General features: G+C 47.1%; 21 protein-coding genes and 1 pseudogene. 9 read left to right on the top strand and 13 right to left on the bottom strand.

Annotated features, from left to right (window positions below; translation table 11 throughout):
- The first annotated feature begins 2 nt into the window (after window positions 1-2).
- From DK872_RS27375 to DK872_RS21675, 3 genes are all read left to right on the top strand, one after another.
- The gene (locus DK872_RS27375) at window positions 3-347 is read left to right on the top strand and encodes a hypothetical protein (RefSeq protein WP_202626141.1); all 345 of its coding nucleotides are present in this window, start codon (window positions 3-5) and stop codon (window positions 345-347) included.
- Window positions 331-1149, top strand: a complete 819-nt coding sequence (locus tag DK872_RS21680; protein ID WP_161518816.1) for a hypothetical protein — start codon at window positions 331-333, stop codon at window positions 1147-1149. The genes DK872_RS27375 and DK872_RS21680 overlap by 17 nt, the downstream gene beginning before the upstream one ends.
- Window positions 1150-1408: 259 nt before the next feature.
- The gene (locus DK872_RS21675; RefSeq protein ID WP_161518815.1) at window positions 1409-2449 is read left to right on the top strand and encodes a DUF5677 domain-containing protein; all 1041 of its coding nucleotides are present in this window, start codon (window positions 1409-1411) and stop codon (window positions 2447-2449) included.
- A 255-nt stretch (window positions 2450-2704) separates the two neighbouring features.
- Here DK872_RS21675 and DK872_RS21670 read toward each other — a convergent pair whose 3' ends face one another.
- The 9 genes from DK872_RS21670 to DK872_RS21630 all read right to left on the bottom strand — a co-directional run bounded on the left by DK872_RS21670 (window position 2705) and on the right by DK872_RS21630 (window position 7995).
- Window positions 2705-3037 (bottom strand): hypothetical protein, encoded by a 333-nt coding sequence (locus DK872_RS21670; RefSeq protein WP_161518814.1) that lies wholly within the window; start codon window positions 3035-3037, stop codon window positions 2705-2707.
- Window positions 3038-3228: 191 nt separating this feature from the next.
- Complete coding sequence (locus DK872_RS21665; RefSeq protein ID WP_161518813.1) at window positions 3229-5679, bottom strand: replication endonuclease; 2451 nt, start codon at window positions 5677-5679, stop codon at window positions 3229-3231.
- Between the two features lie 31 nt (window positions 5680-5710).
- Entirely contained in the window at window positions 5711-6574 is an 864-nt protein-coding gene (locus DK872_RS21660; RefSeq protein ID WP_161518843.1) for a DNA adenine methylase, read from the bottom strand.
- A 6-nt stretch (window positions 6575-6580) separates the two neighbouring features.
- Window positions 6581-6799: a TraR/DksA family transcriptional regulator gene (locus DK872_RS21655; RefSeq protein WP_161518812.1), complete on the bottom strand. Its 219-nt coding sequence runs from the start codon at window positions 6797-6799 to the stop codon at window positions 6581-6583.
- Window positions 6799-7038, bottom strand: coding sequence for a DUF2732 family protein (locus DK872_RS21650; protein ID WP_161518811.1), 240 nt, complete (start codon window positions 7036-7038; stop codon window positions 6799-6801). Before DK872_RS21650 ends, DK872_RS21655 begins: the two co-directional genes overlap by 1 nt.
- A gap of 3 nt (window positions 7039-7041) precedes the next feature.
- Window positions 7042-7248 carry a hypothetical protein gene (locus DK872_RS21645; protein WP_086874021.1) on the bottom strand — a complete coding sequence of 69 codons (207 nt, stop codon included), beginning with the start codon at window positions 7246-7248 and terminating at the stop codon, window positions 7042-7044.
- 82 nt (window positions 7249-7330) lie between these two features.
- Entirely contained in the window at window positions 7331-7561 is a 231-nt protein-coding gene (locus DK872_RS21640) for a phage filamentation protein Fil family protein (protein ID WP_161518810.1), read from the bottom strand.
- On the bottom strand, window positions 7551-7781 hold the full coding sequence (locus DK872_RS21635) for a hypothetical protein (RefSeq protein WP_161518809.1): 231 nt from the start codon (window positions 7779-7781) through the stop codon (window positions 7551-7553). Before DK872_RS21635 ends, DK872_RS21640 begins: the two co-directional genes overlap by 11 nt.
- Window positions 7782-7791: 10 nt before the next feature.
- Window positions 7792-7995, bottom strand: coding sequence for a DNA-binding protein (locus DK872_RS21630; RefSeq protein ID WP_161518808.1), 204 nt, complete (start codon window positions 7993-7995; stop codon window positions 7792-7794).
- A 311-nt stretch (window positions 7996-8306) separates the two neighbouring features.
- Here DK872_RS21630 and DK872_RS21625 point away from each other — a divergent pair, with 311 nt between their 5' ends.
- The 4 genes from DK872_RS21625 to DK872_RS21610 are packed head-to-tail and all read left to right on the top strand — an operon-like array spanning window position 8307 to window position 11278.
- Complete coding sequence (locus tag DK872_RS21625) at window positions 8307-8693, top strand: helix-turn-helix domain-containing protein (protein ID WP_161518807.1); 387 nt, start codon at window positions 8307-8309, stop codon at window positions 8691-8693.
- A gap of 9 nt (window positions 8694-8702) precedes the next feature.
- Window positions 8703-9326, top strand: a complete 624-nt coding sequence (locus DK872_RS21620) for a hypothetical protein (protein ID WP_161518806.1) — start codon at window positions 8703-8705, stop codon at window positions 9324-9326.
- 38 nt (window positions 9327-9364) lie between these two features.
- Entirely contained in the window at window positions 9365-10240 is an 876-nt protein-coding gene (locus tag DK872_RS21615) for a BRCT domain-containing protein (RefSeq protein WP_090137588.1), read from the top strand.
- Window positions 10241-11278 carry a tyrosine-type recombinase/integrase gene (locus tag DK872_RS21610; protein WP_161518805.1) on the top strand — a complete coding sequence of 346 codons (1038 nt, stop codon included), beginning with the start codon at window positions 10241-10243 and terminating at the stop codon, window positions 11276-11278.
- Window positions 11279-11649: 371 nt separating this feature from the next.
- Here DK872_RS21610 and tyrP read toward each other — a convergent pair.
- Window positions 11650-12860, bottom strand: a pseudogene (gene tyrP / locus DK872_RS21605) (tyrosine transporter TyrP).
- A 378-nt stretch (window positions 12861-13238) separates the two neighbouring features.
- On the opposite strand from tyrP, the gene DK872_RS21600 reads away from it, so the two are divergent.
- Window positions 13239-13478 (top strand): YecH family metal-binding protein, encoded by a 240-nt coding sequence (locus DK872_RS21600; RefSeq protein ID WP_035887543.1) that lies wholly within the window; start codon window positions 13239-13241, stop codon window positions 13476-13478.
- A gap of 40 nt (window positions 13479-13518) precedes the next feature.
- Here the strand turns inward: DK872_RS21600 and ftnA are convergent, their stop codons facing one another.
- Both ftnA and yecR read right to left on the bottom strand, forming a co-directional pair.
- Window positions 13519-14016: a non-heme ferritin gene (gene ftnA / locus DK872_RS21595; RefSeq protein WP_007371536.1), complete on the bottom strand. Its 498-nt coding sequence runs from the start codon at window positions 14014-14016 to the stop codon at window positions 13519-13521.
- A gap of 203 nt (window positions 14017-14219) precedes the next feature.
- Window positions 14220-14552, bottom strand: a complete 333-nt coding sequence (gene yecR, locus DK872_RS21590) for a YecR family lipoprotein (protein WP_035887566.1) — start codon at window positions 14550-14552, stop codon at window positions 14220-14222.
- A gap of 244 nt (window positions 14553-14796) precedes the next feature.
- On the opposite strand from yecR, the gene DK872_RS21585 reads away from it, so the two are divergent.
- Window positions 14797-15435 carry an RpiB/LacA/LacB family sugar-phosphate isomerase gene (locus DK872_RS21585; protein WP_035887538.1) on the top strand — a complete coding sequence of 213 codons (639 nt, stop codon included), beginning with the start codon at window positions 14797-14799 and terminating at the stop codon, window positions 15433-15435.
- A 42-nt stretch (window positions 15436-15477) separates the two neighbouring features.
- Here the strand turns inward: DK872_RS21585 and DK872_RS21580 are convergent, their stop codons facing one another.
- Entirely contained in the window at window positions 15478-16902 is a 1425-nt protein-coding gene (locus DK872_RS21580) for an MFS transporter (protein ID WP_090396610.1), read from the bottom strand.
- Window positions 16903-17045: the final 143 nt, after the last annotated feature.

Here is a 17045-nt window from a genome sequence, read left to right as displayed (position 1 = left end):
ATATGAATATGGCCAAAATAGTTATAGATTTCAATAGATTGCTTAAAGGTACAAACAAAAAGCTTTTCGCTGGACGTGAAAACGGAAAGCAGGCTTATGAATACTTTAAGATCAGTGACTTCGAACCTGACAGTGATGATTTCTTGGAATTATCGATACCTAAGGATATCGTTGTTTCCAGTTCTTACTATTTGGGGATGCTTGAGAAGCTGTTACCTAAATTCTCATCTCCCAAAGAATTTTACAAAAAGACTATTTTTGAAGGGAAAGAGTACCAGGAAGGTATGTTAACCGAATTGGACAGGGCTGTGCGCAGGGGACTGCATAAGAATGTACCTTTTTTCTAAATTCCCATTTCTGAAAATGGCAGCGTTGTCTGCCATTTTTGTTTTTTCTTTAACCTCATGCAATGATAAAGACTTTCTAGTAAAAGAGGCTTTGATACCCGCGGCTTACTTACAACCGCCTGAGATTAATAAAAAAAATGACAGTAAATTACCAGAGAAATCAGGTGGCTTAAATGCGCCATTTTTATGCTTGGATAACACACAGCAGAAAATAAAAGTATGCTCAAATCTTGAAAGCTCTTTTAAGTCAGACTTTCTAAGAAAAGAAGATGGAAATTTTAAGAGCCTCGAGTATGTTAGGGATTTTAACAATCCTGGAGATATACTTAACGTAGTAAATGTACCAGAAAGCGAACCAGAATGGATTTCAATATTTATATCCATCCTCGCATTAATTGCATCGGGATTAATTCCTTTTTTTCAACACAGGGTTGAACGGAGCGAAGAGATTAATGATGGTTATTGGTTCAGGGAAGTCATTCTTCCAAAAATTAATGGGTTAGCATTTGAAGTTTATGATTCTTTCAAAGGCGCAATGAAACTAGATGAGGCTACATTTATTAATGAAATGGATGTGGCTCTGTTACCTAAACTTGGTGAATTGTCTGAGTCTTTATATCTCCTTAATACATTTTCTTCTATGGATGAAAAAATTGAGGAGTTACAAACCATATGTGATAAATTAGAACTGGATGTCTCTTTGCATCTTGATGCGAGCCTTGCTGTAAGAGTTAACGATGTGTTTCTATTTCATGCTGCATTCATAAAAGCATTAATTAAATTACATAAGAAAATCAACTAGGAGGGTATTTTGAGATGGTTTTCTGAAGGTAAAATTAATTATATTAACTCAAATATGCGCAGTCACCCTTACGACAAAATGCTTAACCTAATCTGATAGATAACTATGTAGGTTTGGCGGGTGTTGATAATATATTTGTGGATTATATTAGCGGTTGTTTTAGGTTGTACAATGTAACAAAAGGCGGTGTTAGATGGGGTTCTATTTATACTGAAAACATCAAATAAATAATGACATTAAAATTTAACTGAGGAATGAAATGAAAATTTTTCAGAATATTTTATTTGAGCAAATAGAGAGCCTTATTAGTGAGAATCCTGATTTGGCTGGTGACTATGACATCGAGGAGATAATTTCTAATCTAATTCCCGAATTGACAGCCATTCTTAAAAAAAATCTTGTTGATTCTACTAATAAAATGCTTAAAGAACATCGTTTTCTTTCAGATCAGTTTGTTGCGGGAAATATTTCAAGATGGTCAGAAGCTTTTGACTTGTTCGAAACACTCATAGTGATATGTACTGAATCCGGTGCAGAATTTAATGAATCTTATAGACCACAGGCTACCTCTGAAAATGATTTGGTTTTCGATTTAGTCGTTCGACATCATGCCCGAGCTTGCCATATCGCCAACGAAATATTGTGTCTATTAAAAAATGGATTCGCAGATGCTGCTCATGCGAGATGGCGAGCACTTCATGAGGTAGCAGCTACAGCTATGTTTATCGCAAAACATGGAAAGGAATGTGCTGAACGCTTTTACTTCCACGAAGTGGTTGACTCATACCATGGAATGGCGGAACACAAAAAGTACGAGCACCGATTACAAGCAAAAGGTCCAACTTCTGAAGAAGTAGCTGAGTGCAAGGTTCAATTTGATTTACTAATAAAAAAATATGGTAATAAGTTTGCAGATAATTATGGTTGGGCATCCTATCTTTTCCCTAATCACAATAGAGTAGGATTTGGTGCTATTGAGAAGGATGTTCAGCTAGAACATATGCGCCCCTATTACAAATGGGCGAGCCAGAACATACATGCTGGTTCGAAGGCAATGAGAAACAGGCTTGGTCTCTCCGAATCTAAGGAGGATATATTGCTGGTTGGTCAAAGTAATTCAGGAATGACTGATCCAGCCCATGCTACTGCTATTACTTTGATGCAAATTACTACAACACTTTTATTTTTACAGCCCACTATTGACCACATCGTAGTGTCAGAAATAATTCGAGATTATTCGGATCAGGTTGGAAATGCTTTTCTTAAAATAGAAAAGAATAATATAGATAAGAGCAATTAAAAAATAGAAATTTGGTTGTGTTATCTTCGTTTTTTATCAATAATTACATATTTTACAACGTTACTAAATAGCTTGGCTATAATAGCGCTACACACGCTGTAGGCAGTCCCTCCCCGGTCCGCAGAGCCTTGTACGATAAGAAGTAAAGTATCTGGCTGACACTTCTATTTATGATTGTGCTGATGATCTGGAATAAAAAGCACCTCTTATGAGGTGCTTTAAGATGCGTGGTTCTATTTACATTCTGTGTAAATGTTATTTCGATTGCTTAGACTGTTTTTCACGATATTCCTGGTATGCCTTTTTGTGTATTTCCTCATTTTCAATAATCCACTTCACAACATCTTTCCGTGATTGGGAACCAGAAGGAAGTCGCGTGCGAATTGACCATTCAATACGTTGTTTGGTGGCAATTGAAAGTTTGTTGCTATCAGGAAGCCCTTCATTTAGGAGGTAAAGCATTTCATACCCTTCATAGCGGCTAAAACGGTCACTATCGGATTTCTTTTTCTTCGGATCATCCCCCTGTTGTTTAGCTTTCCAGTTGTAATCGTCGAACAGGAGATCATCTTTTGTTATATCAGCCATCAATTCTTCTCCATTTTTGTGTGTAATCAACGAGCAGTTACGATATAAAACCCAAAATCGGAAAATTACATTCACTCAGCTCAAACTACCATCAACTTCGTTGGGTTTTGCGCTTGACTCTGTACCGATCGTTAACGATGTTTACCGGAAGCTGGTACTACACGGTCAAGCTGACCGCACTGAATAGCACATTATTTCAGTACTGACTTCCAACGATCGATAAGGTCTTTGGTTATATGTTTCGCTAGCGTTTTACGCCAGTGCTTGTCTGCACTGATAATAATCAATTCGCCTGTGCGCTGGTTCGCACGATACACGGTATCCAGCGCGGTGACTTCCTCTCCGCGCGCCAGCTGTATGGCCTGAATCCGGCTGATCTGTATTTTTTTGATTTGCGCCCATACCTGAATCTGCCTCGCAAGCGTTTCCACTTCTGGCGTAAGGGCTTGCTCTAGCTTCCGTAGTTCACATGCGGCACGCAGGTAACTTTCGGCACGTTTCTGATCATATTCCGTGTACTCACCTGATGTAATGGCATGCGCCAGCGCCTCAAACTCATCGGCGAGTGATTTTTTCCGTTCCGGTTTGTGGTTTCGGATGCTCTCAGCGATGCGTTTTTTCTGTTCGCGCGTTAATTGCCCGACCACGATTTGCTCTGGCCCATCAGCGTCAGCTGATACGGCTATTTCTGACGGTGCTGATGGTGGCGGAGTTGTTTGTTTTTTCGCCTCAGTACAGTTATTGACACGAGTCCAAGAGGGCGCAGGCGCGCCCTGAAGGTCAACGGCCAAACCCGTGCCGTCTGAAACAGGGGGCTTCATCTTCACGATGCAGTAGGTTTTAAGGCGGGTGATTACCGGTTCAATGTTGACCGCTGGCATTACAAGGCCTTTGATCAAACTCTGATATTCGCCATAGGAGTTGGATTCATCCTTCATCTGATACCAGATGCGAACGACCAGGTTTTTGCGTGCGACAAATGCGCCGCCCTGCAACTGAACATACTGCTGCCAGTCGCCGGAATCGGCAGCGCGATGAAGCTCGCCAAACAGCGGATTTATGCTGTCTGCCAGTGCCTGATCATGCATCCGGCGCAGTTCGCGCCACACGGAAACCGGCGCGCCGCCTAAAAACTGAAATTGACGAATACCCCAGCAGGAGGCCCAGGCGGTAGCGTGTTTTGCTGTCTCTTTTAACGGTCTGCCGCTTTCGTCGTCAGTTTCGCCATCGAGCGCGTAGCCATCAATATTTTTAGAGATGTATTTAACGACATAGCCTGTCGCGCTGCCTTTCTCCGGATCGATATCCTTTATTTCAAAGCGTGGCAACTTGCCATTTCTGCCGCGTAGTTCTTCGGCATCTTCGCGGGTGGCGTAATCCTGCATCACCTCGCGCAACTCACTGACATGCTCCGGGGCAGTGAACAACAACCCGTGCCAGTGTGGCGTGCCATCGTGATGGGACTCGGCCACGCGAAGCCCGAATACGGGGATTTCTCGGCGGGCCAGCTCTGCGCGTATCTGCTGCCAGATGCGGTTAAGATAGCGCTGTGCCGCGCGTGGGCTTGTGCCGCTCCATTTGGCATTGCGATGCCCGAACATACTCCACGCGTGATAGCGTGATGGTGTGGTCAGGGTAAAAAAGCTTCCGGCAAATCCATTTTCATTGGCGATTTTTTCAAAGCCTCCAATGCGCGTCATCAGCTCAATGCGCCGTTTTTCCGGGTTGGAGATGCTTTTATCTATCTGCTCAATCAGTGATATGCGCTCTTTTGTATCCTGATCTTCCAGTTCCAGCTTGCTCATGATCGCGCGGCTACGTTTACGCCGTGCATCCCACTCGCCGACATGATGTTTGCTGCAATAGGGCGATATGTCGCGTTTCACGTCACCAAACGCGATATGCAGATGCTCGCGCCAGCGAACTGCGTATTTTCTTAATGCGCGATGCCACCAACGAGAATCCAGCATTTTACTGATCGCTGTGGCGAGTTCGTCGAGGCGCAACTTACGTTTGCCCGAGCCGGGTGGAGTTTGGCGAAAATAGAGAGTCAGGCGCGCGGCTTCGTTATACAGCCACACCGCTGACTGGCGGTCATCCAGCGCCGCTATATCGTCGTTTACTTCGCTGAGAACGCCTGTCATATAGATGGCGATATCCTGCGCCATCAATTCCACATCTTCGGCTGAGTAATCCGGCAGATTATTGAACCGGCGGGTTAATTCCCCCAGGTTCTTAAACGTGTGGTAGAGCGTGTTGAGTTCACTGTATGCCTCGCCATCGCTGTCAACCGGAATGGCATATTGTTCAGTTACAGCCTGAATATGTGGCAGATCTCGCCTGACGATATCCCGCACGACCAGCCTGGCAATATGGCGGCCTTTCATGGAGTGGATGCTGTCAATGCGCACCGCCAGACGGCGGCGAATGAACAGCGGGAGAGGTTGAAGGGTACGTTTAACCCAGTCTAAAAACTCCTGCTCTTGGCCCAGCTCAACGAGATCAACAGCAGGCGTCTTATCGACGTAAATGGCTTTTCTTGGTTTGTTCCACTCATAGGCGTATCGGGTAGCATCATCAGAACTACCCGGAAAGGGAGGCGGTGGAGAAGGGGCGCGACGGCCACGGTTTTCCGTAGTCATTTTGTTGCCCCTATGCAGCAGAACGCTTTACTCATGGATGGAGTTCAACGCACTTTTCACAGCCATTAGCAGGATCGAAACCAATCCACGAGGCATATGGTTTGCTGTTCGAAACGGCGATCACTTCAGTGGCTTTTTTCCCGTCGCCAGCAGCAATTCCGATTCCCCGCGATGCGCTGATGCGGTGAAGGGTGAAAGCGCGATAAAGAGAGGAAACCAGCATTGTGTTGGCGTTGGAGGCGATAACCGGGAAACCTTCCGCCGCCAGTCGTGTTAGCACGGATGCCAGGCAATACTGATCGTCCTCACTGAATCCTTTAGTGTGATACGCAGAAAACACACCGTCATACGGTGGATCGCAGTACACAACATCGCCGGTCTGCACCATGCTCAGTGTTTCTTCAAACCCTGCACAGATAAAGGTTGCGCGTGTGGCTTTATCAGCAAATGCACGTATCTCGGCTTCTGGGAAATAGGGGGCGCGGTAGTTGCCATATGGCACATTGAAACCGCCGCTACCGTTATAACGGCAAAGACCACGATAACAATGGCGATTCAGGTACAGAAAATAAGCCGCTCTTGTGCTGAGCGGCAAAGCAGCATCCTGATTAAATGCGTGCCTGATGTGGTAATAGTCGTCAGAGGTGGGATAGCTTTCGAAAACGATCTGGGCCAGTTCAATAAACCCTTCACAATCGCTGGCAATGGTGCGATAGAGATTAATCAGGTCGGGGTTGATATCAGCGACGAGATAGGCCGGATAGTCAGTGGCCATCATCACAGCACAGGAACCCGCGAAAGGTTCAACCAGACGCTGACCGCCTGCGGGAAGATGTTTCAACAGGTCAGGCATAATGGCGGCCTTATTGCCCGCCCATTTGAGAATAGTGCTGATCATTTCTTACCCCCGGAGATGTTTGTTTTTTGATTCGCTGATGGTCTGGCACGTCACGCACAGTTCCACCCCAGGCACGGCAATGCGGCGCGCTTCAGGGATTGGTGCGCCGCAACAACCACAGGTCAGGCGGGAAACAGATGGTGATTTGCTGCGGGCGTTCAGGATGTGACGTTCCCGCTCCTCATATTCGTGCTGCTGTGCAATATCGATTTCGTCCGCCATCAGAGGATCTCCCCGATGGCATTGGCTACGTTGATCGCCTCTTGTTGCAAAAGCTCACCTGCCTCTTTGTAGTTGAGCTGGTGGCTGATAATTCTCCCGGCCAGGGAATCCAGCCGGGCTGCCATGGCCTCCATTCGTGCGCGGCGTTCATCCATACGGGCAGCAGTCAGTAGATCGTTAAGCCGGGCATAATCAGGGCCGATTTTTGTTGTACGGGTTTCGATATTTCGACGTTGCATTTCTTAAGCTCCATATACCGACGATGTAGAAGGGCGCTGCAATTCTTCAATGCAGTGCTGACGCAAGTTCTTAACGAAATCTTCAGCAATAGAACCTTGAGCGGATAATGTAATTTCACCGTCGCGTTGGGTCTTGATTGTTAACCCCTCGTTTTCTATGGCTGGCAAAATAATATGCAGAATGAAATTAAACTGATCTCGTCTCGTCATGATGTTTCCTCTTTTCAGGGATGAGTTAATCCGCCACTGTTTTAAACAGTGGTGAGAGCAGGAACGATTTTTTAAGACCGAATTAGTTAATCAGTTTTTTAATTAATTCGGTTAGTGTGGTAGCAAATCCTTTATTAACCTTTCGGACATACATAAAAGGTTTATTCAGTCCTTTGATAAATTGAACTTTGGCCGGTTCGGGCTTAAAAAATCTCCCGTCCGGAGTTTCGAGCCATCCGCGCGAGTTCTTAAAGTGCGTGACCTGACAGCCATTGCGCAGCAGGCTTGCCAGTGTTGGGCTTTCATCGTGCATGGCTGCCCCCGGCTTTTAACATATGGTCAACGGTACGCATGGCTTCAGCAAGCGCAAAATCACGGCCCAGATAATTATCATAAGAGTTAGAGTCATCGCGTTTATTAATTAAATACGTTGCGCATTTAATAATGTTATTACGCGGTGCCTTTCTTATAGTAAAACCGCGGTAAAGGAAAAGATTTTTACCGGCCTCAATCAAAGGATATTTGTTTTTCATTTCACGTCCTTTAACTATTTGCAATGGCATCTTTGAGCATTGCTATTAAATTGACCTCTGGTTTTTCCATCTTTCGTGTTTTGGGGCGAATGATAATACGACCATCTTCCATCATGCCCCGGCATGTCTCGAATGGTATGCCTGTCATTTCTGAATAGCGCTTAAGAGAAACGTAGGGCGTGCTCACATTAATGTTGATTGTGATCCCGGACATTTTTCACTCCTTATTACTCGGCCTTGTTGGCCGTTGAGACGTGAAGAAGTGACTCAAGTCCACGAAGGAAAATAACACGCACCATATTGCTGGCTGAGCGGCTTTCCTTCTCGGCCATTTCTTCAATGATGTGTCGTTCTTCAGGATTGAGTCGCAGCGGCAGAGGCCGACCGGCCACTGAATTTTTAGGGGTGCGAGACCTGCTGGTGTAGTTAGCTTGCGTCATAGTGGTATATTGTGATCTGCTAAGTGTTCGTGAACATCATTATTTGCAGAAATCTGCAAATAGTAAACATTGGAATTGCAGAAATATGCAAATTGGAGACTTTCTTCGAGCAGAAAGGGAGCGCCTTGGGCTTACTCAAACTGCTATGTCAAAGGCTGCTGGTGTGGCTTTTAGGACGTACTGCGACTATGAAGCTGGGAAATCCGAACCTAAAGCTTCGACATTGGCCGAGTTAAGCAGCTTTGGAGTGGATGTACTTTATGTTTTGACTGGCAGAAAGACACCGGATGCTGGCGATTTTACGGATGACGAAATTGAGTTAGTAAAACTTTTCCGCGCAGCCCCACTTGCAGTGAAAGCCGCAACTTTGGCCGCTATTACAGCAGGTACAAATGCAGCAGTTGGTTCGGTAAATATTTCTGGAAGTGGAAACCGTGTTGCTGGTAGGGATTACAACGAAAACAAAAAGTAAGGATGCTTTATGACAGTAAATTCTACTGGAAGTCAAAACCGCAACGCGGGTCGAGACTTTAACGAAAATAATATCCAGATAGAACGAGTTGATGCACAGCGAACAATCAACATAGCGATACCTTCTACGAGGGAGGACGATCGCCCACTCGTAAAAGCACAGCGTAAAGAACTTAATAAGCTAGTCATGTCTATAGCTGAAGCTGGGGAAGGTGAGGCCTACGAAATCTGGCAAAGAATGCATGCAGAAATCGGCGTCTCAAGCATTGATGAAATGACAGTTAATCAGTACCAGACAGCCGTTAGTTTCCTTCTGGCAATACTGGATCGCTGTAAAGATGGTGACGCAAGGAAAGCACTTGTCCATTTGTTGCTGCGAAATAGCGAGGAAGGGGACTCCCGGCAGCGTCTTATTCGTTTTTGCCATATCAATTTTGGTACCGGAAGATTTAATGATCTTACGCGCCCGCAGCTACAGATGGCGCTGTCCTGGCTTGACGAAGAAAATCAAACGAAACCAGCGAATGAATCAACAAAAAATCATTCAGATATCGCAAGCTGGCTAAAAGATTATCCCAAAGAAATTATCGTTGTTTTTATTGTAGGTGTGGTCGTGGGTGCTCTCTTTTTTTAGAGAGTAATAATATATCACTCAACAAGAGGTGATTAGTTATGACGGAACTCAGCACATTTAATTACGTCAGAAACAGAAGTAAGTTATTTGCCAATCTGATAAGCATCATTGATGGTCTACTAAGTGATGGTGCTCTTGATAGTAAGGAAGTGCTCTACCTTGATACCTGGTTGCTTGAGGCTGAAGCTATCAGTAATAACTACTGCGTGAAAACAATTAAGCGCAGGCTTTCCGATATCCTTGCTGATGGGGTGATAGAAAAAGTTGAATTGGAATTTCTGAAAGCGGATTTAATTACTATTCAAAAAGACTTGTTAGACATTCCTAATATAGATCTCTTCTCTGAAGACGCAGATAAGCACTTACTGGAGGGTTTATGCAAGGGAATGATTGCCAATCAGGAACTCAATGATAGTGAAATTCGCTATCTTAATTGGTTCCTCTCAAAAAATGCGGCATTGAAAAACAACTATCCCGGCAAAGAACTTTACGCAGTGGTTAAGCAGATCCTGGATGATGGGGTTATCACTGAGGAAGAGCGCAACACCCTAAAATCTGCATTAATAGATTTTACTGGCAGTAATATTGAAGAAGGCGTCGTTGATGGCCTTTCAACATCCTTACCTCTTGATGCTATTGATTCGCTTGAGCTTGATGGTGCTACAGTGTGTCTTACGGGAGAATTTTTGCATGGTAAGCGAAGCGTTTGCGAAGATGAGTTTCGTGCGTCAGGTGCAAAAATTAGCTCCTCCGTTACACAAAAAATTGATTATCTGGTCATTGGCACGCTTTGCGCGAGGGACTGGCGGTTCCAGTCCTACGGAAGAAAGATTGAGAAGGCAGTATCTTATCGCGATGAGAAAGGTACTAAGTTAAAAATTATTAGCGAAGAGCAATGGAAGAGCTTTGCCTAAATGACCGTTCGTAAACTTCCTTCCGGCAAATGGCTCTGCGAATGCTACCCGCATGGTGCAACCGGAAGCCGTACACGTAAACAGTTCGCCACGAAAGGTGAGGCGCTCTCTTTTGAGCGCCGGTTAATGAATCGGATTTCCACCGATGGGATTGGTAGTGGTTCCGGCCCTCGGCTGTCGGAACTTATTGATCGCTGGTATGAAATGTATGGTAAGGCGCTTACCTCTGGTGAAGAGCGTAAAAACAAACTGCTGGCGATCTGCGAAAGACTGAATGACCCATTTGCCTCCGATTTTAATAAGAACGTATTCGCCATTTATCGTGAGCGCCGATTAAGTGGTGAATGGAATCAGAAGGGCAAGAAGAAGCTCAGCGAAGCAACTGTGAATCGTGAGCAGTCGTATCTGCATGCTGTATTTGCTGAACTAAAACGCTTGGGCGAATGGCATGGAGAAAACCCGCTATCAGGTATCCGGAAGTTTAAAGAGGAAGAGCAGGAACTGGCGTTCCTTTATCAGGGTGAGATCGATCGCCTGCTTGCCGCATGTGATGAGTCCCGTAACCCTGATTTAGGTATTGTTGCGCGCATCTGCTTGGCAACCGGTGCCCGATGGGGAGAGGCAGAAGGGCTAAAACAGTCTCAGATCCTACCAGGGCGAATCACCTATACCCGGACTAAAGGCAAAAAGAATCGTACAGTTCCCATTTCGCCAGCCCTTAGCCAACTGCTACCGAAGAAGCGAGGGGCGTTATTCACTCCCTGTTATGAAGCATTTAAGGCGGCAGTGAAAAGGGCGGGGATTGAGCTGCCGGACGGTCAACTTACCCATGTGCTACGGCATACCTTCGCCAGCCATTTTATGATGCGTGGCGGTAATATTCTGGTGCTTCAGCGCATACTCGGACACACCGACATTAAGATGACAATGCGGTACTCTCATTTCGCGCCGAGCCATCTGGACGCTGCTGTCGCGCTTAATCCATTTGATAACCGGGAGAGGGTAAACGATGGCGATGAAAATGGAGCAGCAGCCTAAATCAGCCGTTCTTAGCCGTTTTATTTTATGATTAGAATCATAAGGTTATGATTTTCAAAGCGGCTCGATAGTTTTTAAAATCCCTCGGCGTTCGCGCTGTGCGGGTTCAAGTCCCGCTCCGGGTACCATGGGAAAAAAAGAATAAAATCAATGATAAGCAGTGTCGTGAAACCACCGAAAGGTGGTTTTTTTGTGTCTGTTTTTCAGCGCCGATACTATTACCGAATTCAAGCGAAGCGATTTACATCGCCTGCGAAAATATTCGCAGCGTTATTGCTTCAGGGATTCTGAAATAAAGTTTGCTGGCCGTTTCGATATCATCCACTGCACAAAAAACCGCACGAATCTTATCGCGCGGTTTTTTTTCAGGCTTATCCCACTTCAGGTAGCAGACCGGTGACGTTAAAAAACTGAATGACGATAACCGCAATGCCACAGGCGAAAATCAGGCACAGCATGGGTTTACCGCCGGGAACACGATAACTGTTTTGCGAATTATGCTTCCGGCTTTGCCAGGCCAGCATTGACGGTAACAGAAGTGCCAGCACGGAAAGCGCGACACCGGCATAGCCGAGCGCCATCACAAACCCGCGCGGATAAAATAACGCAAAGGCCAGCGGCGGCAGGAAGGTGATCATTCCGCTTTGCAGGCGTCCGGCAGCATTGTTACGCCGCTGAAAAAGATCCGCGAGATAATCAAATAATCCCAGCGACACGCCGAGGAAAGAGGTCGCCAGCGCCAGATCGGCAAACAGATGAACTGCCAGTTCCACATGCGGTGAGGCCACCACTTCGCGCAATGCTTGCAGCAACCCGTTTAATCCTGCCTGGCTGGCCAGCAGCCCCATAAACGTTGACGAATCAATACTGCCAAGCGTTGCGAGCTGCCAGAAAATATAGGCCACCAGCGGAATGGCGCTGCCGATGATAAATATCTTGCGCAATTTGCGGATATCGCCGCCCATATAACTGACAATGCTCGGTACGCTACCGTGAAAACCAAACGAGGTGAAGATCACCGGAATTGCCGATAGCGCCAGTCCTTTTTCCAGCGGCATGGTCAGCAAATTCGCCTGGTGGACGTGCGGCATTAACAGCGCCAGCATCACCACGAGGAACAGGAGTTTGGCGCTGAAAAGAAAGCGGTTAAACAGATCGACAAGCGAAGTACCAGCGCATACGACACCACCGGCAACAAGAGTGAACAGCAGCACACCGGCGACTGGCGAAAGCGCAACGTTAAACCACTGGCTGATGCTGGACGCCAGCAACTCTCCTGCGCCGCTGATGTACGCTGCGGTCAGCGCGTACATTAAGAACATCATACTGAAACCTGTTATCCACTGCCCATAGCGCCCAAGATAACGCCTCGCCAGCGAGCCCAGACCGGTATCGGCAGGAACATGCTGATAAACCTCCAGCAAGAGCAGGGCGGTGTAACACATCACCGCCCATAGCGCGATAAGTAACCCGAAAGTGGTGGCAAACCCAACGCCAGCTGCTGCCAGCGGCATTGCCAACATCCCTGCGCCGATCGTGGTACCGGCGACGATAAAACACTCCCAAGTGTTCGATTCTTCACGCTTTCCTCTGCAATAAAACACACTACCAGCCTAAACTGCGGCGCAGATTAAGATAATTCAGTAGTTTCGTCAAACGACCGTTACATAGAGTGTAACGATACATTTACGGTGTTTTTTGAGCCATCTGTACAAACGAATTCTGATGGTGAAACTTTGCCCAAGGGGTTAAAGGAAGATGAGTGGAGCATCGAAAACGGTGAGTAGTTAACCGATCTCTTTTCGATCATGGCATCGTGCTGGAAACGGAAAACTATCGCTACTGCTGTCAGGCTGTAAATAAGCAGGACTGGTGCTGGACCAGATGCATGTAAACCTGTCTTAACGCAACATCTACAGATAATGTTGTGTTTATGATGCACCTTTTGTGAGGAGGATTTATGGCATCAATACATGGTCATGAAGTACTGAATATGATGATTGCATCAGGCGAACATTACACCACAGAGAGTCTCGCTGCGGCCATTACGGTCCGCTTTGGGGAAACGGCGCGTTTTCATACTTGCTCAGCAGAGGGAATGACGGCGGCGGAATTAGTGACCTTTTTAGCGGCGCGCGGAAAATTCATTCCGGCTGAAGAGGGGTTTTCCACTCACGAAAGTAAAATCTGCAAACATTAATAAAAACGGCGGTAAAGAGTATTATTTACCGCCTGCGTAATTAGTTCTGCGTATCCAGCGTCGCCAGTTCTTTATCGATGAAATACAAACCTTCGCCGCTTTTACCCGCCAGCGTTAATTTATCGATAACAGATTTAAACAATTTCTCTTCTTCGTGCTGTTCGGCAACATACCATTGCAGGAAATTAAAGGTTGGATAATCCTGAGAGGTCATAGCAACGTGCGCCAGTTCATTAATTTTCTGCGTGATCAGTTGTTCATGTTCGTAAGTGGCGCGAAACAGCACATCCAGCGAGGCATAATCAGCAACCGGCGACTCGATAGTATTGATGCGCGGCAGGCTGCCGGTATCCGTAAGGTAATCAAACAGACGCTGCATATGCGTCATCTCTTCCTGCGCGTGGCGGCGCAGGAAAGCAGCGGCGCCTTCAAAGCTGTGGTAGCTGCACCATGCGCTCATCTGCTGATAAAGCAGGGAAGAAAACAGTTCCAGATTCATTTGCTCATTTAGTTTTTCAATCATCTCTGCTTTTAACATGGCGCGGCTCCGGAAAATATAAAAATAGAATAGTGGAGCGGCCACTATAATTTGTTATTTAATTATTTGCAAAAGGTTAAATGAAAAAACATTTATTCACGAAGTGAATGAGAATAACACGCATTGCAGCGGTTAATTAAATAAATGAGAATTGTTTTGATTATTAATAAATGTGCAGGCCAGCATGATTGCTGGCCCGGCAATTACCAACTGCCCGTGGTATGGGAAAAGGCCATGCCGCGGCACTGATATTGAATAGTGACTTTTGTATTCATGCAAACCGAACCGCTGATCAGGCTACACGTTTCGATCGGTTGGCCGAAAGGCACTGCTGTAGCATAACCCATCTGCTGGCACTGTTTGTTAGCCGTTCCTTGAGCGGTGTATTGGTCGTAATTCGCGGTTTGCATCATCGACTGGTTATAGCTCAGACGCACCAGTCCACTGGTGGTATCGACACTGCTGACTTCCGCCTCTTTGGTGAGGGTACAGCCAGCAAGCAGGAGCAGCGAGGCGGCAACAAAAATTTTCTTCATGAAATCACTCTGATTCATTTTGGCATGTTCTCATCTTAACGTGCGGATCGGAGGGCAATCGGCAGAATAACCCGTGGAACTGGTGCTACTAATCGCGACGGTGAAACGACGGGGGAGTGATGTAAAACTGTGAACCCGCTTTTGATTTTTAAAACCAAATTTCATTAAATTTGAAAGTATGTTTGGCAGATAGTATGGTTTATCCAACCTTTGCTATCTGAAGCATGTTCACAGGAGATCAAAAATGAAAATTGCACTGATGATGGAAAACAGTCAGGCGGCTAAAAACGCCATCATTCTGAAAGAGCTGAAAGCCGTTGCCGATGAAAAAGATTTTCCGGTGTTTAACGTCGGCATGAGCGACGAGAATGACCATCATCTGACCTACATCCACCTGGGTATTATGGCGAGTATTCTGCTGAACGCGAAAGCCGTGGATTTTGTCGTCACCGGCTGCGGTACCGGGCAGGGTGCGCTGATGTCGCTGAACATTCATCCGGGCGTGGTGTGCGGCTACTGTATTGATCCAGCGGATGCGTTTCTGTTTGCCCAGATCAACAACGGTAATGCGTTATCGCTGCCGTTTGCGAAAGGTTTTGGCTGGGGCGCAGAACTGAACGTGCGCTTTATTTTTGAGAAAGCCTTTACCGGTCGTAAAGGGGAAGGTTATCCGCCGGAGCGTAAAGAGCCGCAGGTGCGTAATGCCGGGATCCTGAACCAGGTGAAAGCCGCAGTGGTTAAAGACAATTACCTCGATTCCCTGCGCGCCATTGACCGTGAACTGGTGAAAACGGCCGTCTCCGGCGAGCGCTTCCAGCAGTGCTTCTTTGAACACTGCCAGAACAAAGAGATTGAGGCGTTCGTTCGCGAAGTGCTGGCCTGATAAACAACCGCCGCCGCAGCTGGCCCGGCTGCGGCGGTCTCTTTACACTTTTTTCTTCTGCGATACGGCGCTTCCGGCATCTCTGGTCAGGCGCAACGTATCAAACATGCCAACCAGGCAGATCAGCGCGATAAACACAAATGCCAGCCGGAAACTGATCCCTTCAACGCCAGTGAGATGCAGCCACTTACTGACATGTTCACCAATACGAATACCAATTGCACCAAGGGTGATACCCAGGCCGACAGCCAGTTGTGTGGCGGTACTGAACAGCGTATTGGCATAACTCATTTGTGGTGACGGAACATCGGCAAAGGCGAGGGTGCTGACGCCGGTAAACTGTACCGAACGGAAGACGCCGCCCAGGAACAGCACCACAAAGGTAAGCCAGACAGGCGTTGCCGAGGTGAGAAAAGCGCAGGCCAGCAGCGCCAGCACATTCAGCGCGCCGTTAATCAACAGCAATTTTTTAAAGCCCAGCCAGCGAATCAGCGGCGTCGTGGCGGGTTTGATCGTCAGGTTACCGGCAAATACCGCCAGCACCAGCAGCCCTGCGTGGAAAGGATCCATACCAAAACCGACCTGGAACAGTAGCGGCAGCAGAAAAGGGACGGCGCTTATTGATGCACGAAACAGCGAGCCGCCGTACATCGTCACACGAAAGGTCGGCACCTGCAGCGCATCCAGCCGGATCATCGGCCATTGCGCACGCCGGAAATGGCGCAAGGTAAAGGCCAGCGTTAAACCGCCCAGTATCAGCAACCCGCTGGTCAGCACGCCTTGCGGCTGCTCTGCGCCTAAATCCTCCATGGCATAAACCAGGCTGACCATCGCCACCGACGTGGCGATAAACCCCGGTAAATCGAACGGGCGCCGCTCCTCTTCACGAATATTGGGAATGATGCGCAGCGCCAGCAAAATCGCCATAATTCCCAGCGGCACATTAATAAAGAAGATCCAACGCCAGTCAGCGTAATGCGTAATAAATCCCCCCAGCGGCGGGCCGATGATCGGCGCGACCAGCGCGGGCCAGGTGAGCGTGGCGATGGCGGTAATAAGCTGATGTTTTGGCGTGGTGCGCAGTACGGCGAGGCGCCCAACCGGCACCATCAATGCGCCGCCAACACCCTGTAAAATACGCATGCTGACAAACATCTCTACGCTGGTCGACAGCCCACACAATATCGATGCCATGGTGAAGATAGCCAGCGCCATGGAAAAGACATTGCGCGCGCCAAAGCGATCGGCGATCCAGCCGCTGGCCGGGATCAGCACAGCAAGGGTAATTAAATAAGCGCTGATACCGATGTTCAGCGCAACAGCTTCGACGCCAAACGTTTTTGCCATATCCGGCAGGGCGGTCGCGATTACCGTGCCGTCGATAAACTCCATAAAGAAAGCGCCGGCTACCAGTAGCGCAGCGGGAGAAAGACCTCCAGTCTTCCGCAAAAGGGTGCTTTCACTCATTGTGGGTCTGCCATTTGCAAAAATAATTGAGAATACTAAAGAAAATTTTAGTGTGCTAACTGCAGGATTTATAACTGAATTTTTAACAAAGCTACTGCATTTTCATTTTTTGAAACGTGATTTCTATCACATGATGGTTGATT

The organism is Kosakonia sp. MH5 (genome assembly GCF_009935945.1).
GTDB lineage: Bacteria > Pseudomonadota > Gammaproteobacteria > Enterobacterales > Enterobacteriaceae > Kosakonia > Kosakonia radicincitans.
This window is presented reverse-complemented; position numbering and strand designations above follow the sequence as displayed.